Genomic DNA, 24,157 nt, shown 5'->3' on the forward strand with positions numbered 1-24,157 from the left:
TTTTACATTCTGTCCATTTTTGTATCTATCAGCACGGATGTATTCATTCGCAATAATTTACATTGAACGTGCGATTTAAACTGAAGTTTTTACTATATAATTCAGATATACATTAGTATCATAAGATATTTCAAGATATCAGTGAGTATTGTTATTTATCTCCGCCCCAGATGGCGAAGCCGATAGGCGTAAGGGCGAGTGGACCGAAATTCGGCTTCAAATAAATTCGCGCAATATGTTGTGCCACGATGCGCCTCTTCTCCAGCAAGTTTTCGTGTCCGCGCCCTGCGCGACAGCAACACCGTGGCTCATCTGAGATCTTGTAAGCGGATAATTCCATAAGGCCGAATGCCCGAACCATGAGCGTTCTGACACCCCGAGGGAGCGGCAAGGATAGGGGCGCGGGCGCTTGATGGCTAGGTTAGGCGCAGATCCAGGCGCGGATGCAGCTTTTTCAGGTTTGGCAATGATTTCATCTGCCAGGGAATTTGCGACGAGCCACAGACGGTAAGATGAACGTCCGGATGCTTGCGCGCTTCTATCGTCAGTTTTGCTAGCAGGTTGATGCCCGAGGAATTCAAGAATTGCAGACCGGTGAGATCGAAAGTCGCCTTGCCTCCACCCCCATGAAGGATCGTCCTGGCCAGATCATAGACCGGTGCATAGGCGTCGGGACCCGCCAGACGCATGGTTCCGTCAAAATACAGAGTGCTGCCTTCGGACCAGACGCGGAATGCTTCTTCTTTGATTTCCATAAAAGGCCTCTCGCTGGTTCACGCCGATGAAATCGCCATTGCGGCATAGGTTTGCAGCTTGATCCGCTTGTGCGGACCATCCTCGTCGAAATGCCAGGCCAGCTGAACCTGGTAGTCGCTCATCAATGTCAACAGTCCTAACCCGGATGCATCGTCGCCGGCAAGAACGCTTGCCTCGATCTGTTCTATCAGGAGATCGCCGGGATCGCCGGCCGTAACCCTCAGCAATAATTCCTGGAAGCGTTCAGTCGTGTCACGGTCGATAAAGTTTCCGATCCGCATCCTGAAATGATGGTCATCCCTCAGGGCCTCGATCAGGATCTCGCCCGTGGCGCGGAACTTGATGGAGTTTTCGATGAGCTCGTTGGTCAAATAACCGATATCGTGCCGTACCGTCTTGTATTGGCGCTCGGAAGCACGGAAATCGAGCGCCATCGTTTCCGCGATAAAGTCGGATGTCATGGCCGAATGGCGCCACGCCAGGTGAAGAGGTCCGTCGAACAGGCGAATGCGAAGGGCATTGGTGCCGTCGAACGAAACCAGATGTTCCTTGCCGAAAATTGCTGTTGTCATCTCCTCACCTGTGCCGCATCACCACAAGGGTAATATCGTCATGGATCTTGTGGGTCCCGATGTAAGCCATCAAATCGTCGAGTATGCCCTCGACGACTTCTTCCGCAGTCCCGCCATGTAGCCGGCGGGCATCCTCCAAAAGCCTGTCGAAGCCGAACAGTTCGCCCTTCGAATTCTCCGCTTCGGTGACACCGTCTGTATGCAGGACTACCATGTCGCCCTTCTCGAAGGATACTTGCCGCGTATCGATAAAGGGAGCTATGTCGGGCTCGAGGCCAACAGGAAGACCGAGATCGCCTGTATCTATCCGCTCCACCTTGCCGTCCTGGCGAATGATGATCATGTCCTCGTGCTGGCCGGATATGGTCAATCTCTCGCCGTCATAGTCGAGGAACGACAAGGTGAGATGCTTGTCCGTCCGTGTCCGTTCGATGTTCTTGAAGATCGCGCGGTTGAGATCGGTCAGGAATTTTGCCGGGTCCATCTCGCCTGCTTCCTGCAGGGCGCGGGCGATCGATTGCACCATCAGCATCAGCACGCCGCTCTCCAGCCCGTGGCCGGTTACGTCGCCGATGCCGATCTTGAGGTTGTTCCCATTCTGCAGAACATCATAGTAATCGCCGCCGACTTCGTCGGCCGGGCGCATGTAGGCGGCGATCTCCAGATGCTTGATCGCGGTCAGCTCCTTGGCCCGCGGCAGGACCATGAGCTGGATCTGCCGGGCGACATTGAGCTCGGCACCCAGCCGCAGATTTTCGTTCTTCAATTGGCTGTTGAGGGTCGAAATCTCTTCCTTGGCCGCCTCGATCTCCTTGGTCCGGTCCGAGACGAGCTTTTCGAGGTTTTCGGTGTGGAAGCTGATATCCTCCGCCATCCGGTTGAATGCGATGCCGGCCTCAGCCACCTCGTCCCTGGTCGAGATATCGACCCGGACCGAATAATCCTTCGCCTGTATGCGTTTGGCGGCGCTCGCCAGCGCGCTGATGCCGCTGGTGACGCGTTTCGAAGCAGCGAAGACCGCCGCTGTGACGATCATCAGCGACACAAGGACCGCCATGATCTGATAAAGCAGGATGCGGTTGGTCGCCCGCGATATCTCATCCTTGGCGGCAATGAGCGAGGCGTAGATCTCGCGCTCGGGCACGACTATCCCGAGCGACATGACCTCGCGTTGCACCGGTCCATCCACCCAAAGATTGGTCGGGTGCAATTGCTTGACGACCACGAGGTAGGGAACATCCTCTCCCTGCTGGCTAAGCGTAATATGCTGGATCACGCCGTCGGCCTCGAGTGGCAGCGTGGTGATTGCCGTTTGCGTGCTGTTGCGCAAGGATCGATCGACGCCGGTGACGCCCTTGGCGGCGGCATCATTGGCGGCACGCAAGCCGATGACCTTCTCGCCCACGGGATTGATCGCGACGACATTTCCATTCGACATGGCAAGGAAGCCGAAGCCGGTCTGGGCGACTTTCACATGTTCAACGATTTCGGCAAGTTGCGTGAGCGTGATATCAGCGCCAGCGGCACCGGCCACCTGATGCCGATCCGGCGTCCAGAGCGGATGAAAAAAGCTGACGATCAGCTTGCCGGTGATGGCGTCGGTATAGGGAGCGGTCTGGGTGATGTAATCGGCAACCGGCCGTGATGACGGGTTGGAAGCCCATTGCTGCCAGGATTCGTAGAGGCCTGGAAAGAAGAATGTCCAAAAATCGGCGCTGTTATGGCCGGGATAGAGCCGGTCGAAGGTCTGTGCCTGCGTCGTATAGGGAGCGGTCCGGAAAATCGGACGCTCCCTGGGGCCGATATAATACATCTGCAGCTTCGACGCGCCGTTATGCAGCAATGAAGGGGCGACCAAATCGAGCACCGCGCTCCACTCTATGTCTGCCTGTACCTGGGGCAGGGGATGGTGATCCTTATCGAGCAGGTACCCCCAGACACTGATGACGGAGGGCGTGCCGGGCAAGTTCTGTGACCACTGGCCAACCGGGTCGTAGGACACCGTTACGGCACCCGGGGACGCCCTGCTCATGGCGGCCCCCACATCCACGCTTCGCGCGGGGTTGTCGATCTGTCCCTGCAGCACGCCCGCCAGCGCCTTCACGTCGGAATGGACTTGGTCGATCAGCAGGCCGACCTCCGCGGCGGTCGAATCCGCATAGGAGCGAATGTAATCCTGGCTCGCCTTCTCCAGGCCTTGTCCCACTTCCGTCGTGGCGTTGCGCGAAAGACGCTGGACGTTCCATAGCGCAAGGCCGCCGCTGACGAGCAGGTCGAAAAGAACGGCTCCGCCGACCACGAGTAGAAATTTGGCGCGAAAGGACCGCAGTCCGAGCCGTTGCTTGGCGGTTGACGCGTCTGTCATAGCGGTTTCTGTCCCGAGGAAGCCCAGATCGGCCAGCCGGCATAGCCTCTTGGGTGGAGCGCGGCAAAAATATGATCGGCGAAACCTTGTTTGAATCGCTCGATGAATGCGGCCGAATCCCCTCTTCGGACCGCCATCTCATCTGCGTAGACATTCCGCCACGCCGTGATGATGTCGGCGAAATCCTGGGGATCGCCGTCGAGATTGGTGACCATGAAGCTTTCCATCCGCACATCCTTGAAGCCGGCATCCAGCAGCATGCGGCGGCCCTTGGGACCCATTTCGACATCCATGTCGAAGTGGGCAAACAGCTTCGCGACCTCGTTATAGGTCCATTGGATGCTGTCGGCTCTGGGCTCGCCAAGACAATGGGAGTTCTTCTCGTTGGTGATGTAGACCCTGCCGCCTGGCTTGCATATGCGATAGAGTTCGCGCAACAGAATATCCGGACGGTCGAAGATCTGCAGCGAATGCCTGCAGGTCACGAAATCGAACTGGTCGCTCTCGAACAGCATCTGGGATGCATCGCCATAGGTATATTCGATGTCCTGGACGTCGAAATCGTCCGCGACCCTGCGGGCATATTCCAGGCTCGGTACCGAGTGATCGAGGGCAACGATCCGCGCCGGCTTGAAATCCTTTCGCAGCAGCATGGCGAAATCGCCGATGCCGCAGCAGATGTCGGCAACATGCAAACCCTCACGAAGGCCGTGTCGCGGCAATATCTCGCGTTCGTGCCGCCAGGTCATTTTCGTCTGGGTTCGGAGGATCGGGATGAAGCTCTGGTTCTCCACGAATGTCTGCCCGGGATAGAAGGCTGAATCGTAGATCTCGACGACGATGTTGGGCGACAGATCGCTCAAATGGCGAAACAGCCGCGATGCCCATGCAACGACGCTCGAAGCGACGACCGTCAGTTTGAGATCCGGCCTCGATCGGGTGGCATCGAGGAGTGCATGTGTCAGGGCGCGGAACGCCGTATTGTTCATATGGATGACGCGCTTCAGATTGATGTAGCAGACACCGTTCACCGTCTCGATACCGTTTCGCAGCAGGGCGAGATCATCGGCGAGCTCGGCAACCGAATGCGGTCTGAGGACTCCTGACAGGGAGAATTCCTGATTGTTGGCATCGAATTGCGCTGTGAAACGGCTTGAGGAGGGGTTGTTCAATTGAGTAGCCTTTCGAGTGCGAGATCCACCACGAAAGTCATCACGCCTGTATCCTGATCGGACAGCTCGATATCGGCATCGTAATTGACGGCAAGGCCAAGAAGGATCGCATGCTCGGCAGGCGCGGCGTCATCGGTGATGACATCGAGATAGTTTGCAAGCGCCTGGCCGTTTCCGATGCGCTCGAGGATTGCCTGATATGAATCGCGTTGTTCGGCCGAGCAGGGAAAGGTCAGTTCGATTCGCTCGATCAAGCCGTTTCGGTAGAAGCGGCAGGTAAGGGTACCGCCGCTTTCCCTGGTATGGAACGACATCTCGAAGAGTTCATTCAGGGCTGACGAAAGCAGGTTGGCATGGCGGATGGGATCGTGGCGATCGTGGCTGACCATGCGTGCCACATAAGCGGCGCATTGGTCGCAATGCGACCAGTCCGCCACCAGGGTCGCCATCTCCATCTCCAGCTCAAGCAATGGCTCGAAAGCCGCGTCCACTTGCACCTCCTCCATGGTACCCCCTCGAGAAATTCCCGAATGAAATGCGAAATTCACGGGCTGGCGTGATATTCGTCGAATGTGGTGGCCGGTTGAGTGCGCGCACCCCGCCTTATGAAATCATCGAGCTTATCGGCGCTGAGCGGAGGGCTGATGCTATAGCCTTGCAGGCGGTCGCAGCCTTCTTCCCGGAGCCAGGCGGCCTGTTGCTGCGTTTCGACGCCTTCCGCGGTCACCCGCATGTCCAGACCGTGGGCGAGCCCGATCACGGAGCGCACAATGGCTTGGCTTTTGCCGTCCTGCAAAATATCCCTGATGAAGTAGCGATCGATCTTGATCGTATCGAAGGGAAAATTCTTGAGATAGCTGAGCGAGGAATATTCCGTGCCGAAGTCATCGAGGGAAATCTGGATGCCGAGCACGTTCAGCGTGTTCAGCGTATCCAGATTGTTGGTCGTGCGTTCCAGAAGCACGCCTTCGGTGATTTCCAGCTCCAGGCGCTCGGCTGGAAATCCGACGATATCGAGCGTTTGGGAGATGCGATCGGTCAGGCCCGGCGTCAGGAATTCCGCCGGAGAAAGGTTGACTGCGAGCGTATAGTGCGCCGGCCATGCCAAGGCCTCGCGGCAGGCTTCTTCCAGCATCCACTGACCGATTTCGCGCATCAGGCCGTCGGCTTCGGCCATGGGAATGAAAGCGGCCGGCGGAATGATCCCGAGGGTCGGATGCCGCCAGCGCAGCAGCGCCTCGAAGCCGACTATATGGGACGAAGACTCCACCAGCGGCTGATATTCGATGAAGAACTCGTCACGTTGCAGTGCCACGCGCAGGCTTCGTCGCAGCAGCTCCCTTTGTTCGACCACGATCAGCATGGCCGGATCGAAAGTCCGCGCCCGCCTTCGTCCCTCTTTCTTGGCGGCATAAAGGGCGACATCGGCAGCCTTCATCAGCTGTTCGCCCTCGTTGCCGTCGCGCGGCGCAATTGCAATGCCGACGCTCACGCCGACGAACAGAGAGATGCCGTTGACCGTGAACGGCTTCTTGAATTCGCTCACCAGCGCGTCTGCCAATCGTTCCGCCTCGAAGGCACGCTGCGGTCCGACCTGGATGATGGCGAATTCGTCGCCGGCGAGACGGTAGACCGTTCCGCCCTCGCCGAGCGCTTCCTTGATTCGTTCGGCGGCGAGTTTCAGCACGATGTCGCCGGCACCGTGGCCGAGCGTGTCGTTGACGGGCTTGAAGTCATCGAGATCGAGCTGCATCAGCGCCGGCCCGATCTTGCCGCTCGCCGGAAGGAGCTGCGCGAGCGCGGCACTGAATTGGCGGCGATTGGGCAATCCGGTCAACGCGTCGTGTGTTGCCTGATGGATCAGCCGCGCTTTTTCACCATCGTCGGATGGCAGGTTTCCATTCGAAATTGCCTCATTGGTTTCGATGATCAGGAGGCCCACTCGAATGTAGGAGACGACAACGTTGCGTTTTCCTCGCCTCGGATCGTCGAGCGCGATCGTGCGAGCTTCACCTGTATCGATTACCTGACGAATGAGCTCGGCAAGCGCCGGTTTTGCAAGTGCCGGATAGGCCTCCCACAATGTCACCTTGTTCCGGGTGGGAAGGCCGATATGCTCTTTGAATCCCTTAGAGGAGTCGAGCAGTTTGAGATCGAGGTTCCAAAGCGAAATAACCGCCTCTAAACCGTTGTCGGATTCGGACTCATATGGAATTTGCTGCGACCGATCCACTCGGTTCTCAGGCATATGGCCTCGTCCTCCCCAAGCCGGTCAAACAAAATCCGGCCATTGTTCAGTTTCAACTGGTCCGTTCGCATCGGAGCGTGCGCATCAACAATCGCAGTCTCATCGATCATGCGGGCGCAAGTCGTAACTTACCAGAACGTGACAGCCGCTTTAAGCGAATATATTACGAGGTCTTCATATTTAGCAATGACTGCTAAAACAGGTGCAGATTAAATCGACCGCGGCGATATTATCTGTTTCATTTTGACTGCTAGAAGATTGTACTCCCAGATCGCACGATGCGTTTAGATTGCAGTGCTTCCATCGGGTGATTTCGATGGCTCCATGGTTGATTCATGGAGCGTCCTCTTTTCCGATCGACGCCAGTGGTCGCAGTCCCGCCGCCTTCTACTGAAGTGTCCTGCTTTGCGGCTCCATCGCAAGGACCGGCAATTGCGCTTCGCGGCCCCCTTGAACGGCAGGGTGGCTGCGAAGCCTTGCGGCCTTGCGAATAAGCAACTCCTCATTGATGATCGCTTGCATGCTCGCGGTGAATTTGCGGGGACTGAACTGTTCCGCATGCGCTTGCAGTGTTTCCGGGTGAAAGCGGTGCTGCATGGCCTCGAAATCGATCACGGCCTTGATCAGCGCATCGACGGACTGCTGGTCGAAGAGAATGCCAGTCACTCCCGGCGCGACCGTTTCCAGCGCTCCGCCACTTCCGTAAGCGATAACGGGTCGCCCGCTGGCCATCGCTTCCACCGGAACCATGCCAAAGTCCTCCTCGCCGGGAAAGACCAGCGCACGGCAGCGCGCGAGCTTTTCTCTCAATATTGGAAATGGGGTCCGGCCGAGAAAAGTGATCGAGGGACCGGCGATACGTCTGAGCCCCTCCGCTTCGCTGCCTTCGCCGATGACGACCAATTGGCGATTCATCCGGGTAAAAGCCTTCACCGCCAGATCAATCCGCTTGTAGGGAACCAACTGGCCGGCGCAGAGATAAAAATCCTCGGTCGATGGCGCCGGCGTGAAGTCATCGACATTGACGGGTGGATAGACCACGGTCGCGGGCCGCCGATAATACTTGCCGATGCGGTCGCAGACATGATGCGAGTTGGCGACGAAGCGGTCGACGCGCATGCTCGTATTGACGTCCCAGGAGCGCAGCATCGGCGCCAGCATCGGCAACATGAGCCGGGATGCGAGGCCCGCATGGGATCGATAGAAGTGATAGTGATCCCAAAGATAACGCATGGGGGAATGGCAATAGCAGATATGCGTTGCCCGCGGCGACGGGATGATACCCTTGGCCGGGCCGGATTCGCTGGAAATGATCAGATCATAGCCCGTGAGGTCGAAGCTCTCCAACGCGAAGGGCATCAGCGGCAAGAGCGATTGGTAGGTCTTGGCGGCACCCGGAATCCGCTGAAGGAAGGAGGTGAAAATCTTGTGCCTGCGAATCTTCTCGGAGACACGGCTTTCATCATAGACGAGAGTGAAGATATCGGCGTCCGGATACATGTCGCAGAGCGCCTCGACCACTTTTTCTCCGCCGCGCATCGATACCAGCCAATAATGCACGATCGCTACCCGCATTGCTCTTCCCTCCATGGGTCGAAACAACATTGGGCAGCCGGCAACTTTTGCGACAGGGCCTACATCGGTTCAGCGCGGCATACAAATGGCCGAAGCGAGTGACCAAAAGATTTAGCTGCCGGTATGTGCCTGCACACAAGGATATGCCCATCCGACCAAGAGACGGCTGCGTCGCCTACCTCCCTGCCAGAAATGATAAGCCCTGTTGCTTCGGTAGGGGATTTACACGTTATGCGTTCAGCTGCTGATCTCGCTCCATGGCGCCTTTTCCGTGTGATGGCGCAAGCGATCAAGAAAGCGAGATTTCGACTCATGTCCAGAGTGTGCGCTTCGGCTTACTATTCCATCTCCAGGCCATCTCGATTGATGGCGCCCTGGTTGATGGCGTTGCTTCTTTCCGGCGTGGCGATGCATGGCATGGCGAGTGCTGCGGCCGCCGACGCCTATCGTGTTGGACCTCAGGCGCGGATCAAGGTCGCCATCGTCGAATGGATCGCCGCAACCGGCGAATACAAGGAATGGACGGCGCTGAACGGCGAATATGTCGTGTCGCAATCGGGTTCGATCTCAATTCCGATGATCGGAGAAATGCGGGTCGGCGACAAGACCGTCGAGGACATCAGCGCCGAAATCGGCGACAAGCTGAAGCAGATCACCGGTCTGGCGCTTGCACCGACCGCTTCGGTCGAGGTGGTCAAATATCCGATGATCTACGTGTCCGGCGCTGTCGAAAAGCCGAGCGAGCTGGAGTTCAGGCCCGGCCTGACGGTGAAGCAGGCGGTTGCCATGGCGGGTGGGCGTGAGCGTCGGTCCAGCCAGACCGGTGACTACTCGGAGGCGCAGCAGGTCAGCTATGCCGGCGAGATCAGCCGGATGGAGCTGCAGCTGAAGCAGCTCGGCGCCCGGCGGGCCCGCCTGATGGCCGAACTCAACGATCAGCCGGCGATCACATTCCCGCCGGAGATCAAGGCCGCTCCCGAGGGATCGGCCATCTGGCAGATCATGACGAGCGAAGTAGACCTGTTCAATGCCAGGGCGGATGCTCTGCGTCAGCAACTCGCCGCCGCCGCCGATCTGGAAGTGCTGCTGCGCAACGAAATCAACATCCTTGATGAGAAAATGTCGTCGCAGGACGAGCAGGTGAAGATCGCGCAGGACGAGTTGAGCGACATTTCCAAGCTGGTCGACACGAAGATTTTGACCACCTCGCGGAAAACCTCGCTGGAGCGGATCGTCGCCGAGATGCAGGCAGGCAAGCTGGATCTTGTCGTTGCTTCGATGCAGGCAAAGCAGAAGCTGAGCGAGACCGAACGTGACGCGCTCAATCTCAAGGGTCAGCGCAAGACCGATGCCGGCCAACTGCTGCAGACTACCGAGACCGAAATCGAGGATACCAAACTAAAGCGAAACACGACGCTGCAACTTCTGCAGCTTTCGGGCGCTTCGCTTTCGAGGAGTCAGAGCATGAAGGCGCTCGATCTCCAGCCGATGGAATACTGGATCACCCGCAACGGCGACGAGGCCAATGCGATCAAGGCATCGGAAGCGACCGTGCTGCAGCCGGGGGACGTTCTGGATGTGCGCTACAATATTTCCGGAAGCCTGGACGGCACGGCGCTTTCGTCTGCCGATACCGGCCAATCTCAATAGTGATAAGCGAGCAATGTGGGGCGACAATCATGGCAATTCACGAGATCGGTAAGGGCTTGCGCAGCATTCCTTCGAGCGCCAAGGGGACAGGGGGCAGCGAATATATCTCCTTTCGTGACGTCTGGCGTTTCCTGCAGCGCCACTGGATGATCTTCGCACTGTTTACGGGGGCGGGTCTCGGCATCGGCGGCTTCTACATGGCGACCACCCAGCCGGTCTATTTGGCGACCACGCGGCTCGTCATGGATCCAGACCAGGGACGCATCGTCTCGCAGGACGCCTTCACCGGAACGGTCATCATCGAGGCGGCGGAAATCGCGAGCCAGGTCGAGATCGTCAAATCCGAGGCGATCGCGCGCGCGGTCGTGCAGAAACTCAATCTCACGGAAGATCCGGAAATAGTCGGCGGCATGTCCTGGCAGGCGACGCTGCATGACAAGCTGCGCGCACTCTTCAGCTACTTCAAGCACGGCGATGATGGCAGCGCGAAAGTAGAAACCACGGAGGATGATCTCATGCGCCGCACCATGGCCTCCTTCCTCTCCAGGGTCGAGGTTACCCGCGTTGGCCAGTCCTACATTCTTGAGATCGGATATAGTTCGGTCGATCCGCAAAAGGCGGCTCTGGCGGCGAACGCGATTGCAGAGGCCTATATCAGCACCGGCCTGTCGGAACGGGCATCGGCAGCGCAAAGTGGGGCCAAATGGCTGGAGACACGTTTGATCGAAGTCGGACGACAGGCTCGCGAGGCGGCGATGAATGTCGAGGAGTTTCGCGCTAAAAACGGCATCATGGAGATCAGCACGTCGTCCTCCCTCGATCAGCAGCAATTATCGGAGATCAGTAGTCAGGCAGTCGCGGCCAAGGCACAGACGGCGGCCGAATCAGCCAAGCTCGCGACACTCAACCAGCTGATGTCGGGTGGTAAAGTCGAAGGCGATGTCGATGAGACGATGAACAATCCGCGCATACAGAAGCTGCAGGAGGATCTCGGAGCTGCGACAATCAAATTGAACAACCTTACCGGCAGATATGATGCCGATAATCCCGCCATCATTGCCGCGCAGCAGGAAATCGATCGAATAAAGGGAGATATGCGCAAGGAGTTCGAGCGTATCCAGGCAGTCTACAAGGTAAATCTGGAAGTCGCCCAAACCCGCGAGAAGCTGCTCAGCGATGAATTGGCGTCGCTTAAGGACGCCGGAACGGACAAGAATCTGGCAAGGGTGGAGCTGTCGGAGATGGAAAGCCGCGCCACCACCTACCGACGGATGTATGAAAGCATCCTGCAGCAGCTGATTGGCGCGCTGCAAAAGGAATCGTTTCCACTTGGCAATGTTCGTGTCGTGACCGCGGCCGCCGTGCCGCTAGCAAAGAGCTGGCCGAAGTCCTCCTTCGTCCTGCCCTTCACGGCCATGCTCGGCCTTGCGGCCGGTGTCATGGCGGCGCTCTTGCGGGACGGCCTGGATCGCCGCGTCAGCTCCAGTGAAAAGCTGCGGCGGGAATTGGGGATCAGCTCTCTTGGCCACGTGCCCGTCTACATGAGCCCGTCCTTCCTGCCGGGAAGAATGGCGGCCGCCAACGCCGGCTGGCGACGAACGATGCTGCCGTTGAGATCCGTGCTCGATACGCCCTATTCACAATTTTCGGAAGCCTTGCGTGGCGTCAAGCACTCGATCGATTCCGCATTTCCGCCGAACGCACCCATGGTGATCGGCATCACCTCGGTCGGCACCGGCGAAGGCAAGACCACGATCGCGACCAATCTCGCGCAGCTCTATCAGCATGAAGGTGCATCCGTTGTGCTCGTCGACGCCGACTTTCTCAATGCGAGACTGAGCTGCGTGGTCACCGAAGCCGGCACGGATTTCGGCATGGAGGCCTTGAGCATCAACGATGCGCCGCGCCGATATGCCGTCGCCCATGAAGGCGGCCTGCTTGTCGCGAAGGCCGAGCATGAGCCCGAGGCGGAAGTCATGCAGGCCCATGGTGGCGTCCCGGTCGTCACCGTCGACGAGACCGAAAAATCCGTGACCGCTTTTCAGCGCTATGGGCATCTGCCCGCGCTAAAGGCTGAGATCGACTTGTTGCGCCGGCGATACAAGGTCGTCATCGTCGATATGTCTGCCTTCGAGGATTCTGCCGATACCCGCGTCATCTGCACCTATCTCGAGGGCATTGTCGTCGTCGTCGGGCAGACGAACAAGATGACGGTGGAGAGGTTATCGGACGCGCTGGCAAGCTTTGGCACGACAACGATCAATATTCTCGGCATCATCGCCAACCGCAGCCATGAGAGGCGCCACCGTCAGGACAAGCGTCTTTGGCGCCGCCGTCAGGATCGTCGCCAGGTGCGCGCGTCGGCGCGACGACTTAGGGGCAGCGTAACGGGCCGGCCCTTGAAGATCACGCTCGGTGTCGCAAGCTCCGGCCGCCGCGATATCCTGTCGTCCATCCTCCCCCATGTTGGCAGCCAAACCCGGAAGCCGGACGAGATCGTCGTCTGCCTTTCCTCGCCGGAAGACATCGATCCGAGCTGCCTCAGAAATCTCGACATTCCCGTGCGGGTGCTTATCAGCGAGCGCGGGCTCTGCCGTCAACGCAATCGCATTCTCGACAGCGTTCAGGACGCGGATATCGTCCTTTTCCTCGATGACGATTTTCTGATGACGCCTGCCTATATCGAGGAAACGGAACGACTGTTTCAGCTGCAGCCGGATGTCGCCATGTGCACCGGCACGGTCCTGGCCGACGGCATTACCGGACCGGGCATTTCCGTTCGTGACGGCTTACGATTGGTGGGCACGGAGCGCCGCCGCCGCTCCGAGCCCTCGATGCAAATCCGATCTGTTTACAATGCCTATGGCTGCAACATGGCGATCCGCATGGCCATCGTCAAAGCCGCGGCCCTGCGTTTCGACGAGAACCTGCCCTTCTATGGCTGGCTCGAGGATGTCGATTTCAGCAGACTCGTGGCCCATTACGGCCAGGTCGTGAGCGTCAAGCAACTCGAAGGCGTTCATCTCGGCACGAAAGGTGGCCGACCGGGTGGTGTTCGTCTCGGCTATTCGCAAATAGCCAACCCGCTCTATCTCATGCGCAAGCGCACGATGAGCGTGCCGCAGGCAACAATGCAGATCGGCCGCAATCTCGCGGCTAACCTCGTCAAGGTCTGGCGACCGGAGCCGTGGGTCGACCGTAAGGGCCGCCTTAAGGGCAATGTCATCGCGCTTCGCGATCTCCTCAAGGGCAGGTTGGCGCCCCAAAACATCGAAGCGCTGGAATAATCCGGTGGCACGCTCATCCGACCTCGATCGTGTCGTCATCATCAACGACCGCTCCGCCAAGATAGGCGGAGCATCGAATCTGGCGATGCTCTCGGCCACTTTGCTGCAGGAAGCCGGGGTGGCCGTGACCTACTTCGCCGGCGATGGCGCCGGCTCCGAACAGCCAGCGGCCGACACCATCAATCTGGCCGCACAGCCGCTAACGCAGCAGCCGCGTCTCAGCGCACTTGCCAGCGGTCTTTATAGCCATCGGGCCTATGAAGGCTTGAGCGCTCTCATGTCGCGCGTCGATACCAAGGGCACTATTTATCATGTCCACGGCTGGTCGAAGATCCTATCGCCGTCGATTTTCCGCGCCCTATGGCCGGTTCGGGACCGAGTCGTCCTGCACGCTCATGACTATTTCCTCTCGTGCCCGAACGGAGGATTTGCCAATTACCGGAGAAGCCAGGTCTGCCCTCTGACGCCGATGTCGCTCGGCTGTCTGGCGACAAACTGCGACAAGCGCGGCTATCACGAGAAGATCTGGAGATCGGCCCGCCAGATGGTGAGGGAGCATTATTACCCCATCCAGCAATTTGCCGCCAATATCATCGTCGTACATCAACGTATGCGCGAATACTTCGCCCGCGGCCGGATCAACATGGGCAATATCGAGACAATCCGCAATCCGGTCGAACCCTTCCTCGATCATCCTACGAAGCCATGGAAGAAGCGCGATTTCTTCTTTGTTGGTCGGCTGGAGCCGGAAAAGGGATTTGAAGATGCCGCGATCGCGGCGCGGCTTGCCGGTGGAAAGCTGCAGATCATAGGCGATGGCGCCGGCCGCGGTCGGCTGGAGCGGGACTTTCCCGAAGTCGTCATTCACGGCTGGAAATCCAAGAGTGAGATGCGGAACATCCTTTGCGACGCGCGCGCCCTCGTCATTTCCTCCCGGGTGCCGGAACCTTTCGGATTGGCGGCGCTCGAGGCCGTGACGAGCGGCATACCGGTGATCTTGCCGGATACCGCGCTTCTCGGCGACGAACTTGCGATGCTCGGATGCGGACTGACCTTTCAGGGCGGCAAGGTGGAAACGCTGGCAAGCGGAATGCGCCGGCTTGCCATCGATGACATACTTCTTCGACGGATGAGCGTGAATTGCCTCCGCCGATCAGGCGAGCTGGCGCACACACCTGTCTCATGGCGCGACGCATTGCTTACCCTGTACGATCGTGTTCTCGACCGCGCAAACGCTGCCAGAACGAACTTGCGGTCGACCTTGAACGACGACTTTTCAGCCGCTCATCGACTGATCGACGAAGCGGGCTGAGGCTTGTGGGTAGCTCTGTGTCCGGCGTCCTACGCCAATGGGACTAACCCAATGTCCGCAGGGTCAATTGTCAAGGATTGGGGCAGCTGGCAGCCTTTGAAGGAAGCATGATGGTGGTGAGGGGTCCGGAAGATGTTATCGACTTTTGACAGCATTGCCCATCGCGAGCGATCTCGCCGCGAGGCGAAGCGGGCGGAACGAAGGGGACGCGCCAAGCGTATTGTCGACCTTGTTCTTTCTGGGCTCGGGCTGTTGTTTCTGGCGCCGGCGCTGCTTGTCATCGCGATTGCATTGCTTCTGGTCGACGGCCGCCCCGTCATCTATCGCCATACGCGCGTCGGCCGCGATGGACGCCCGTTCGACTGCCTGAAATTCCGCACGATGCGCAAGGATGCCGATCGGCAGCTGGCGGAGCTGCTGGCACGTGACGAAACGCGAAAGCAGGAGTGGCTATCGACACAGAAGCTGACGAACGACCCTCGCGTGCACTGGCTCGGGAAATACCTGCGCATGAGCAGCGCCGACGAGCTACCACAACTGGTGAACGTTCAGCGCGGTGAGATGAGCCTGGTCGGACCTCGACCTGTCGTTGCCGCGGAGCTCGATCGCTATGGAGCCAATCTCTATTGTTATCTGGGGCTGCGGCCGGGGATCACGGGCCTCTGGCAGGTCAACCGCCATGCCGATACGACTTACGAGGAGCGTATCCAGTTCGATCTGGATTACTTCCATAGCCGTTCCTTGCGCACCGATTTTGCAATTCTCGTAAAAACGGTTGGCGTCGTGCTGCTCGCACGCAACGAAAAAGAACGTCTCACCAAATGAAAAAAGCGGCTACGGCAATCCAGACGACAAGGCAGAAAATCACCAGAATCCAACGAAGTAAAAGTTTCTGGCGCAATCCACCCGGCCGTTCCGGGGCGATGCGATCATGGTTTTCGTCTTTCATAAGCGGCTCTGCGTGGTGTTTCATGACGATTGCCGGCAAGCCCCTCTTCTATTGCCGAGAACTTTCATCGGGCCCTGACGTTCAGGGTAATAATTTCTCTGATGCAAAATCGAATAATTCCGGCGCACCCCGCTTGCAGGCAGCGCTTCATTGCACGGAATCATGTCCTGAATGGGAACACTATAGACTTTATCTGGTGCAAGGCTGGAAACAACTGTGGATTATCATGTTACACTTCAATGGGATTTCTCAACCGGGCGATGCGAAGGCCGCCTATGCTCGTATTTACTTGCCGCGACGGTGCGCTGATGGATAACTTTCCGCTTCGCCCCAAGCGTGCCGTCTGGACGAGCATACGTTACTGGCTACGCGCCCGCATGCCCGCGATCGTCGGCGATGGAGCCTCGACGCTCGTTTCGAAAGTCGTATCTCAGGTCGTCCAGCTTCTCATATTCCTCGTCGCCGCCCGTGTGCTGGAATCGGCCGAATTCGGTCTCTACGCGTTCAGTTCCGCTATTGTCGTCATGCTCGTCGTGATCTCAGAAGGCGGATGGGGCGAGTTCGTCATGAAGGCCGAGTGTACGGAGCGCGAGCTCGACCAGATCGGCACGCTTTCGATCGTCGCCGGGGTGCTCGTGACGATCGTCGGGCTGCTTGCCTCCGCCATTGCCTGGCTCCTTTTCGGCAGGCCGCATGAAGCGCTTCTCCTCGTTCTCTTCAGCTGCTGGTTTTTGCCATCGTCGCTTTACGCGGTTTATGATGGGTTGTTGGTCGCACGTGGCCTGCTGCGCAAGCAGGCCACCATCCGGATAGCAAGCGAAATTGCCGGGCTTGGCGCTACGATGCTTGGGCTGTGGCTCGGCTGGAACGTGTTTTCGCTCGCGGCCGGCCGGCTCGTTTCGCAGCTCGTTTGTCTTGCCGGCTCGGTGGCCGTGCTTGGCTGGCGTCCCAAGCTGCATCTCACCTGGCCTTTCGCGCGCGAGATTCTCGAATTTTCCAGCCATATCCTGTCGAACCGGCTGATCCTCTTTCTGCGATCCTATTCCGGGACGCTAGCGATCGGCAGCTTTCTGGGCCTCGCGGAGGCAGGTTATTATCGTGTCGCGGAACGTATCGTCGCGGCATTTTCCGAACTCATCGGCGAACCAGCGCGAATGCTGGCCTGGACCTTGTTTCGCCGCGCCGCGATCGTGATCGGAGCGGACGGAAGGCAGATTCGCGACGCCGGTCCTTCCGCAACGATCTTCATGACGGTTCTCATGGCAATTTCGACGCCGATCTATCTCGGCCTTTCGCTCATATCGTCCGATTTGATCGACATCGTCCTCGGCGAAAAATGGGCGCCAGCGGCGATTGTGGTCGCGATCCTGTCGATAAAACAGATCCTGTTGATGCCGGGCTACGTCACGGAAGCCCTGCTATCACTGTCGGGCAATATCAGGCGCATGCCTCCCACCCTGCTGTTGAATGCGGTGGTCTCCGTCTCCCTGATCCTGCTTCTGGCGCCTTTCGGCGTGGCCGCTGCCGCCTGGGGACAGTGTCTGGCGTCGTTGATCTCCTTTTTAACATCGATGCACCTGCAAAAGAACTATGGCGGCCTTCGGTGGGGGCGTGTGCTGCGCAAGAGCGGTTATCTTGCCATTGCCGTCGTGTTGATGGCGTCAGCGGTTTACGGGCTCGGCTATTTCGCCGGATCGCTCAGCATGCAGCGCGTGCTGACCGTACTGCTGCAGGTGGTCTCGGGCGGAGCAATCTATATCTGCACGTTACTTGCTCTGGAGAAGATGAGCGGAGGTGCGGTTTCGATTCTCTCGGGCAGGCGGTGACCGGCAACGACAGGATGGATTGAGATAGGGGGATGCAGGATGACGGCTTCGTTGCAATCCAATGTGTCATGGTCGGCACATGCGCGCTCGGCCTTGAAGAGCGCCGCACAGGCGGCCGCTCAAGGGCTTTCGCCACTGCGCCTTGCCAGAGGACGGCTGAATTATCTCTTGCCCTTTCCACGGCGGTTTACCGGCGCCTATGACACCTATGACGCCGCCATGGCCGCCGCCCGCAGGCAGACCATGGCCGGCTACGATCACGATGAGATCGCGACCGTCGCCTTCGCCAAAATGTGTGAGGTAGCCCCCTGGGATTATCCGGTGCTGTTCTGGGTCCGCAATTTGCTGCACGAGATCGATGGCCTCGTCGACGCCGGTGGGCATATGGGCACGAAATATCGCGCCTTCCGTCCCCTGCTGCCGCTCGACGGCGCCTTTCGCTGGGTCGTCTACGATCTGCCGGCCATCGTCCGCGCCGGGCAGAGCCTTGCCGAAAAGGAAGGCCTGAAGAGCCTGTCCTTTGTCGATCGGATCGCAGACGCCGGCGAGATGCCGTTGTTGCTTGGATCGGGGTTGATGCAGTATCTCGATATGCCGCTATCCGGACTGCTATCGCAAATGCGTTCGCGGCCGCGGCACCTGATCCTCAACAAGGTTGCGCTCCGCAAGGGCGGCACGGTCGTCACGCTGGAACGCATCGGCAGGTCCTATGTCCCCTATCACATGCGCAACGAGGCGGACTTCATCGACGATATCGCAAAGCTCGGCTACAAGCAGGTCGACCGCTGGTCCATTCCCTCCCTGTCCCACTCCATAGACACGCACCCGGAACTCGGCCGTAGCGAGAGCGCCGGTTTCTATTTTCGGCTGGGCTAGGATAATTCCGGGAAAAGTGCATAGCGGTTTTCCGTCGGGAATCGCGCAAAAAGGCCGGAGCATTTTCGCGATTCGAGCGGAAGGTTTTAGCCGCGATGGAGCGATAGGTCCGCTTCGTTCCGATGATCCGGTCTGTGCGATTGCTTGGACGCGTGCCGTTGCTTGAGGTGATCGGCAAGGCGGATAGCCAAGGCGAGTAGCATCAGCGTCGGATTGGCGTGGCCCGGCGTCGGGAAGACCGAGCTGCCGGCAACAAACAAGCCATCGATGCCGTGAATCATGGCATTGGTATCGACGACGCTCGTTCGCGGATCGGTTCCCATGCGGGTGGTGCAGGAAGGGTGAGCCATATCCATGAAGACGGGCTGGGTGTTCTCCCTCGCCGCGATCCAATCCGGCAGCATTGGTTTCGGTAATCCAACGCGAACGAATTCTTTCGAGATCAATCCTGCAAGCCGTTTGACACTGGCTATTTCGCGTTGGCCGATTTTCCAGTTGACCCGCGGCAATGGCTGGTCGAAGCGATCGCGCCGTTGGGCGAGCATGATACGACTTTCGGGATCGAGCTGTTGCTCGACCATGACGTCGAAGCGCAATTCCGTCGAGCGATGCGGCAGGCCGCGCTTGCGCACGAGGCGTTCGTAGAGCCCCGAGCTGATCATATCAGCCGATCTCGCGACTGTCGCAAGATCTCCCATGACGGTCTTGCCCGCCCCCTTCGTCAAGCGCTTCAGCGCCGCCCAGGGATCATCCCGAGCATGGAGCTGCACCGGATAGGCGGCGCAGTTGGTAAGGCCTTCATATGCCTGAATTTCCGGACTTAAGGACAGGCCCCTGAGATAGAAATGCGTGCGCCCCTCGTGGCTGAGGCCATAGAAATTGAAATGACGTGCGATCGCATCGATGTCGCGTCCCGTGAAGCGGCAGAGCGATGTTCGGGGGTGGTCGCAGAGATAGCGGCCGACAACATCATGCTCATTGCCTATGCCCGCCGGCAGAAGGGAATTGGATGCGAGGAGCAGGCGTGCATTCTCGACGCCCCCACCGCAAAGAACGATCGTGTTTGCACGGACAGTCGCGCTGCGGCCGATGGCGCTCCGGAGATTGAGCGAGGTCGCCCGACGGCCCTGGCTGTCGACATTGATCTCGGTCACCGTGGCATGCGTCAGGAAGCTTATGTTCGCGGCAGTGATATCGCCAGCAAGTCGGGCAAAGCGCGTCGGCTCGGCACGCGGATGGCGCATGTGGCTGAATTGCCAGAAGAAAGGTTTCAGAAGCCGCTTGTCCAGGCCAAGATCGTTCGGGCGTGAATGAAGCAGCGCAAAAAGGCGTTCATCGTAGAGGTTCGGCCCGAGGTTGAGCAATTCGCCGGCACGATCGAGAGCAGGCAGCAGCTGCCCGCGATCGATAGGCCAGCCGGAGAGCGGCAGCCACGGTCGGTTCAGGAAATCGATGTCATCGAAGGCGGCGCATTTGCCGATCCAGGTATGGCTGCTGCCGCCAAGCATGCGATTTCGCAACTCGAATGCGGGAACATCGTTCAGCCATGCCAATCCGCCGGTATAGCCCCGTCCTTCAGGCACGGCATTCGCCGACACGAATGGCTCGCCAATGTTCTCGACGGAATTCAGCGCCTGTATTTCCGCCTCGTAATCCTGGCCGCCGCTCTCGATGACAATGACGCGAATGCGGGTATCGACCAACTCGCGGGCGATCGCAATTCCGGCCGGTCCGCCACCGACGATCGCAATATCGGCATGTATTTCAATCCCTTCCGGCATAGATCTCAAGTCACTGGTTATCATGATCGTTTTCCCGCTCGTTTTCCCAGTTTTTACCAGCATCGCGAGCATGCGGATAACTGTTCGATTGGCATAGGCGGGCGCGATATCTACCGATTTCGGATAGGTGATCTGATCGGTTCCGGCGCTTCTTTCAGTCGGAAGTCCATGCTGAAAATGCATCAATCACAGGCTAGGCTCTCCAGCAAATGCCGAGTTTCCTGGGAGCGAAGATCATGGCCAAGGTGGGGTTACGGGAGTGGTTGGCGCTCGCGCCGGTATTTGCCTCGGGCAAATTGGCACGCTACAGCGACGAGACCGGCGGCCCGCTCGGGCGCTTCGAAGCCGATTTTTCCACCAAGTTCGGTGTGCGCCATACCTTGGCCACCAGCAGCGGAACCGGCGCATTGATCTCGGCGCTGGTTGCCGCCGGCGTCGGTCCCGGGGATGAAGTGCTCGTGCCCGCTTATACCTGGATCGCGACCGCTGCCGCCCCACTGGCCGCCGGCGCGGTGCCGGTCCTGGTCGATATCGACCACACGCTCACGATGGATCCGCGGGACATACTGCGTAAGATCACGCCACAGACGAGGGCAATCATTCCGGTCCACATGTCGAACATGGTGTGCGACATGGACAGCATCATGCGCATTGCCCGGGAGAATAACCTCGTCGTCATCGAGGATGCATGCCAGGCTGTCGGATTGCATTACAAGACCAAGCGGGTTGGGACGATCGGTGATTTCGGAGCCTTCAGCTTCAATCAATTCAAGAACATCAACTGCGGGGAGGGCGGGGCCGTTGTCACGAACGACGCGCGGCTGTTTGCGCGCGCCCGGATGTATCACGACATCGGCTCCATGTTTCGCGGCCATCTCGACAATGCCAACGAACCGCCCATGCTGGGGGTGAATTTCAAGGCCAGCCAGATTCAAGGCGCCATGCTGAACGTGCAGTTGAAAAAGCTTGATCCGATGATTGCCCGCTTGCGTGAGCGCTACGATGTGATGAGCGAAATCTTCGCCAAGAGCGGACAGATCATGGTGGGGCCTCACAACGATATCGGCAATGCGGCGGGCCTCCACGTCATCTTCGAGACGTCGGACGAGGCCAAACGATTTGCCGAGGAAAACAAGCGTGGTGTCTATCGGCTGTTCGATTCCAGCCGCCATGTCTATACCAACTGGCAACCTGTCCTGCAGCAACGCACAGGCCATCCGGCGATGAACCCCTTCCACTGGACCGATCGCAAGATCGAATACACACCGGAACTTTGCGCGCAGACACTCGACATCCTGAAGCGCAGCTGCCGCATCAGCCTTGGAGAAAACTATCCCGTCGCGTTGGTCGCCTATATGGCGAGGCGGATGTCACGGCAGGCAAAATCGAAGAACGCCAATCTCTTCTACGCAACGATCTGACATGGAGAACATCGGGCCTGACATAATCGATGTCTGGCACTGGAAGCTGGACATGCCGTTGCCTGATCTCGGCATGTATATCACATTGCTGTCGCTCGACGAATGCGTTCGGACCATTCGCTTCGTCCACGATCGCGACAGGCATCGTTTCGTCGCCGCCAGGACCGGAATGCGGGTTATCCTCGGGCGCTATCTCGGCATTCCGCCGCGGTCGATAGGCTTCGACTACGGCGACAACGGCAAGCCTTACGTCGCGATCGGCGGCGCTTGTCCCATCCATTTCAATCTCAGCCACAGCGCCGACCGGGCTGTCCTTGCTGTTTCCGATCGTTATGAACTCGGCATCGATATCGAGGAAATTCGATTCCTGAAGGAAGATATTGCGAAATGGTTCTTCTCTCGCAAGGAGTATCAGACGCTTCGATCTCTGCCGGCTGACAGCTACCTGGATGGTTTCTATCGCTGCTGGACGCGCAAGGAAGCGTTCATCAAAGCCAATGGCGCCGGCTTGTCGCTGCCACTCGACAGTTTCGATGTCACGTTCGACAGATCGAAGCAATCGCGATTGGAACGGCTTGAGGGGGACGAGGATGCACCGCAAAACTGGGCCATTCTGGAGCTTGCGACACCGGCCAACTTCGCTGGCGCCGTTGTTGCCTCGACCGGCGGGCACCAGGTAGGCCTGCGCTATCGCAATGGAAATATCAGTCAGATGGTCAGCCGCGCATCGAGAATGTAGCGACCGTCGACGGCATCGAAATGATGGCAACCATGAAGTCCGGCCTTGAAAGCCGGGGTAATGGTGCGAATGCGGCGTTCACGATAGTCGTCGAGCGTGAGTCTCTCGATCTCCATGATGTTGAGAGCATAGCCATAAATGCCGTATGCATTGTGCTGCGAGGGCCGCAACAGCCTGCCGCCACGTTCGAAGATGCGCCCTGCGCCTCGAGCCTCGGTACTCCCGATGACGACCGGATTTCGTTTGTGGGGTCTTATGCCTGTGAGCGCCGGGCCGTCGACTTCGAACAGATAGAGCTCGCTGCAATGGTCTTCATAGGCATGGAAATCCGACAGGTTGGTGAATAGCCACCATTTGCCGCCATGGCGGATCAAGACGCTATCGGCCGGCGATTGCCCCTCGAAGGCAGTGGCGTGCAGCTCCCATTTCACCGGAAACTCACGGCAGCGCCAGACCTCGAGCCGCCGTGCCTGATGCGTTTCCGGTATCATGAAGATCTGGTCGCCATCGCGAAATATGAATGGATAGGAGAGATGGTAGGGGCGCTCCAGCGCCACCCCGACCTGCGTGAGCGCATCGCCGTCGAAACGACCGACCGCGATATGCGCCTTGCGGTCGCCGTGGGAATAGGCCTCATAGAACAGGTAGCATTTGCCATCCTCCTGAAACAGGAACGGATCGGCCTTGATGCTGTTATCGAGAGGTGGAATTTCCACCGCCTTGCTCGGATCGAAATCATCGATGTGACCGTGTCCCGTATAAAGTGTCCATATGGCCGACTCGGCGCGGAGCCTCGCCCTGATCGATTTGAATGCCTTGACCGAGATCGATCCCGCAACGATGCAGCCGTAGCGAAAGAGATCGCCGGGCGATGGCGCCTGCTCGATGATCGAGCCAGCAAAAGCGGATGGGTTGAACCGCCTGGTGTCGGCGAGCCGCGTCAGCTCCCGCAGCAGAAGGGTAACGCTTCGCTCCCTTACAAAGGCACTCAATCGCGCTGCACTGGGCTTGATGTTGAATGACGCCCGCGCAATCTCGAACCTGCCTGCCTTGCCACCGCGCTTGGCATAAAGGACCAGATCGGCAGTCGACGCGCGAGCAAGGACCTCGGCATAGCCGTACCAATCCACATCCGCCGATCGCTGGTCGGAGAGATTGAAGGCCCATTCCCCGAATGGGAGAGCCGCGATCGCATCGTCGGCCATGCTCATTGGAACCATGCGGATGACGAGGTCGAGCCTCAGACGGCGCAGCGACGCCGCCGTGATGTTGTCGACAGTGCCCGTCTGGTCGCCATCGGATTCGTAGCAGTCGACAAAACGACGGCGGCTATTGAAATGCTTTGGCGAATAGGCGGGTTGACGCGCTAGAGCCTGAGCCTCCAGTCGCGCGCTCCAGGACAACAGCTTCGATGCCTTGCCGACGCCGAACGGATGAGGATGGGTCAGCACGGCTGCAAGCTCCAGGCCCGGGGCGGCCAGAATTCGATCCAGGATCATCAGCTCCCAATTTTCGAGCGCATGTCCGCGCGCGACGAGAATGCCGACCCTCAATGGCTTGGTCTCGTTCATGACTGTTTCCTCTATGGCTCGACCATTTGCCGGATATGGTCCGAGGCATTGGCGGCT

Annotated in this window: 18 protein-coding genes; 8 read left to right on the plus strand and 10 right to left on the minus strand. The window is 58.7% G+C overall.

What is annotated here, in order from left to right:
* Positions 1 to 416: 416 nt before the first annotated feature.
* The 7 genes from AC13QY_RS06950 to AC13QY_RS06980 form a co-directional block, all read right to left on the minus strand.
* Entirely contained in the window at positions 417 to 755 is a 339-nt protein-coding gene (locus AC13QY_RS06950) for a slr1659 superfamily regulator (RefSeq protein ID WP_069615114.1), read from the minus strand.
* An 18-nt stretch (positions 756 to 773) separates the two neighbouring features.
* The gene (locus AC13QY_RS06955; RefSeq protein ID WP_145321325.1) at positions 774 to 1,328 is read right to left on the minus strand and encodes a slr1658 superfamily regulator; all 555 of its coding nucleotides are present in this window, start codon (positions 1,326 to 1,328) and stop codon (positions 774 to 776) included.
* A gap of 4 nt (positions 1,329 to 1,332) precedes the next feature.
* Positions 1,333 to 3,693 (minus strand): SpoIIE family protein phosphatase, encoded by a 2,361-nt coding sequence (locus AC13QY_RS06960; protein ID WP_113331226.1) that lies wholly within the window; start codon positions 3,691 to 3,693, stop codon positions 1,333 to 1,335.
* Positions 3,690 to 4,865 (minus strand): methyltransferase domain-containing protein, encoded by a 1,176-nt coding sequence (locus AC13QY_RS06965; protein WP_488493037.1) that lies wholly within the window; start codon positions 4,863 to 4,865, stop codon positions 3,690 to 3,692. The genes AC13QY_RS06960 and AC13QY_RS06965 overlap by 4 nt, the downstream gene beginning before the upstream one ends.
* A complete protein-coding gene (locus tag AC13QY_RS06970) occupies positions 4,862 to 5,371 on the minus strand; it encodes a ubiquinone biosynthesis methyltransferase UbiE (RefSeq protein ID WP_488493038.1) in 510 nt (169 codons plus the stop codon). Before AC13QY_RS06970 ends, AC13QY_RS06965 begins: the two co-directional genes overlap by 4 nt.
* A gap of 38 nt (positions 5,372 to 5,409) precedes the next feature.
* On the minus strand, positions 5,410 to 7,113 hold the full coding sequence (locus AC13QY_RS06975) for a putative bifunctional diguanylate cyclase/phosphodiesterase (protein ID WP_488493039.1): 1,704 nt from the start codon (positions 7,111 to 7,113) through the stop codon (positions 5,410 to 5,412).
* 387 nt (positions 7,114 to 7,500) lie between these two features.
* Positions 7,501 to 8,688 carry a glycosyltransferase gene (locus AC13QY_RS06980; protein ID WP_488493040.1) on the minus strand — a complete coding sequence of 396 codons (1,188 nt, stop codon included), beginning with the start codon at positions 8,686 to 8,688 and terminating at the stop codon, positions 7,501 to 7,503.
* Positions 8,689 to 9,069: 381 nt separating this feature from the next.
* Between AC13QY_RS06980 and AC13QY_RS06985 the strand changes: the two genes are divergently transcribed.
* The 4 genes from AC13QY_RS06985 (at position 9,070) to AC13QY_RS07000 (ending at position 15,762) form a co-directional block, all read left to right on the plus strand.
* On the plus strand, positions 9,070 to 10,338 hold the full coding sequence (locus tag AC13QY_RS06985; protein ID WP_488493041.1) for a polysaccharide biosynthesis/export family protein: 1,269 nt from the start codon (positions 9,070 to 9,072) through the stop codon (positions 10,336 to 10,338).
* Between the two features lie 29 nt (positions 10,339 to 10,367).
* Positions 10,368 to 13,625, plus strand: a complete 3,258-nt coding sequence (locus tag AC13QY_RS06990; RefSeq protein ID WP_488493042.1) for a nucleotide-binding protein — start codon at positions 10,368 to 10,370, stop codon at positions 13,623 to 13,625.
* A gap of 4 nt (positions 13,626 to 13,629) precedes the next feature.
* Positions 13,630 to 14,937 carry a glycosyltransferase family 4 protein gene (locus AC13QY_RS06995; RefSeq protein WP_488493043.1) on the plus strand — a complete coding sequence of 436 codons (1,308 nt, stop codon included), beginning with the start codon at positions 13,630 to 13,632 and terminating at the stop codon, positions 14,935 to 14,937.
* Between the two features lie 132 nt (positions 14,938 to 15,069).
* Complete coding sequence (locus tag AC13QY_RS07000; protein WP_069615122.1) at positions 15,070 to 15,762, plus strand: sugar transferase; 693 nt, start codon at positions 15,070 to 15,072, stop codon at positions 15,760 to 15,762.
* Here the strand turns inward: AC13QY_RS07000 and AC13QY_RS07005 are convergent.
* Complete coding sequence (locus AC13QY_RS07005; protein ID WP_162718440.1) at positions 15,752 to 15,925, minus strand: hypothetical protein; 174 nt, start codon at positions 15,923 to 15,925, stop codon at positions 15,752 to 15,754. The two genes, AC13QY_RS07000 and AC13QY_RS07005, sit on opposite strands and share 11 nt — an antisense overlap.
* Positions 15,926 to 16,161: 236 nt before the next feature.
* On the opposite strand from AC13QY_RS07005, the gene AC13QY_RS07010 reads away from it, so the two are divergent.
* Positions 16,162 to 17,712 carry an oligosaccharide flippase family protein gene (locus AC13QY_RS07010; protein ID WP_488493044.1) on the plus strand — a complete coding sequence of 517 codons (1,551 nt, stop codon included), beginning with the start codon at positions 16,162 to 16,164 and terminating at the stop codon, positions 17,710 to 17,712.
* A gap of 39 nt (positions 17,713 to 17,751) precedes the next feature.
* On the plus strand, positions 17,752 to 18,588 hold the full coding sequence (locus AC13QY_RS07015) for a methyltransferase, TIGR04325 family (protein ID WP_488493045.1): 837 nt from the start codon (positions 17,752 to 17,754) through the stop codon (positions 18,586 to 18,588).
* An 86-nt stretch (positions 18,589 to 18,674) separates the two neighbouring features.
* On the opposite strand, the gene AC13QY_RS07020 is transcribed toward AC13QY_RS07015, so the two are convergent.
* The gene (locus AC13QY_RS07020; RefSeq protein ID WP_488493046.1) at positions 18,675 to 20,393 is read right to left on the minus strand and encodes a GMC oxidoreductase; all 1,719 of its coding nucleotides are present in this window, start codon (positions 20,391 to 20,393) and stop codon (positions 18,675 to 18,677) included.
* 212 nt (positions 20,394 to 20,605) lie between these two features.
* Between AC13QY_RS07020 and AC13QY_RS07025 the strand changes: the two genes are divergently transcribed.
* A complete protein-coding gene (locus tag AC13QY_RS07025; protein ID WP_113353577.1) occupies positions 20,606 to 21,790 on the plus strand; it encodes a DegT/DnrJ/EryC1/StrS family aminotransferase in 1,185 nt (394 codons plus the stop codon).
* A gap of 1 nt (position 21,791) precedes the next feature.
* Positions 21,792 to 22,529, plus strand: coding sequence for a 4'-phosphopantetheinyl transferase family protein (locus tag AC13QY_RS07030; RefSeq protein WP_488493047.1), 738 nt, complete (start codon positions 21,792 to 21,794; stop codon positions 22,527 to 22,529).
* On the opposite strand, the gene AC13QY_RS07035 is transcribed toward AC13QY_RS07030, so the two are convergent.
* Positions 22,499 to 24,100: a glucosamine inositolphosphorylceramide transferase family protein gene (locus AC13QY_RS07035; RefSeq protein WP_488493048.1), complete on the minus strand. Its 1,602-nt coding sequence runs from the start codon at positions 24,098 to 24,100 to the stop codon at positions 22,499 to 22,501. The genes AC13QY_RS07030 and AC13QY_RS07035 overlap by 31 nt on opposite strands.
* Positions 24,101 to 24,157: the final 57 nt, after the last annotated feature.

The sequence above is a fragment of the Martinezella sp. CNPSo 3795 genome (assembly GCF_057784475.1).

Bases quoted from the DNA above. Each gene is read 5' to 3' on its own strand.
- AC13QY_RS07020 (WP_488493046.1), bottom strand. From the start codon at position 20,393: ATGATAACCAGTGACTTGAGATCTATGCCGGAAGGGATTGAAATACAT.
- AC13QY_RS06975 (WP_488493039.1), bottom strand. From the start codon at position 7,113: ATGCCTGAGAACCGAGTGGATCGGTCGCAGCAAATTCCATATGAGTCC.
- AC13QY_RS06950 (WP_069615114.1), bottom strand. From the start codon at position 755: ATGGAAATCAAAGAAGAAGCATTCCGCGTCTGGTCCGAAGGCAGCACT.
- AC13QY_RS07010 (WP_488493044.1), top strand. From the start codon at position 16,162: ATGCTCGTATTTACTTGCCGCGACGGTGCGCTGATGGATAACTTTCCG.
- AC13QY_RS07035 (WP_488493048.1), bottom strand. From the start codon at position 24,100: ATGAACGAGACCAAGCCATTGAGGGTCGGCATTCTCGTCGCGCGCGGA.
- AC13QY_RS06990 (WP_488493042.1), top strand. From the start codon at position 10,368: ATGGCAATTCACGAGATCGGTAAGGGCTTGCGCAGCATTCCTTCGAGC.
- AC13QY_RS07015 (WP_488493045.1), top strand. From the start codon at position 17,752: ATGACGGCTTCGTTGCAATCCAATGTGTCATGGTCGGCACATGCGCGC.
- AC13QY_RS06960 (WP_113331226.1), bottom strand. From the start codon at position 3,693: ATGACAGACGCGTCAACCGCCAAGCAACGGCTCGGACTGCGGTCCTTT.
- AC13QY_RS07025 (WP_113353577.1), top strand. From the start codon at position 20,606: ATGGCCAAGGTGGGGTTACGGGAGTGGTTGGCGCTCGCGCCGGTATTT.
- AC13QY_RS07000 (WP_069615122.1), top strand. From the start codon at position 15,070: ATGTTATCGACTTTTGACAGCATTGCCCATCGCGAGCGATCTCGCCGC.
- AC13QY_RS06970 (WP_488493038.1), bottom strand. From the start codon at position 5,371: ATGGAGGAGGTGCAAGTGGACGCGGCTTTCGAGCCATTGCTTGAGCTG.
- AC13QY_RS06985 (WP_488493041.1), top strand. From the start codon at position 9,070: ATGGCGTTGCTTCTTTCCGGCGTGGCGATGCATGGCATGGCGAGTGCT.
- AC13QY_RS07030 (WP_488493047.1), top strand. From the start codon at position 21,792: ATGGAGAACATCGGGCCTGACATAATCGATGTCTGGCACTGGAAGCTG.
- AC13QY_RS06980 (WP_488493040.1), bottom strand. From the start codon at position 8,688: ATGCGGGTAGCGATCGTGCATTATTGGCTGGTATCGATGCGCGGCGGA.
- AC13QY_RS06955 (WP_145321325.1), bottom strand. From the start codon at position 1,328: ATGACAACAGCAATTTTCGGCAAGGAACATCTGGTTTCGTTCGACGGC.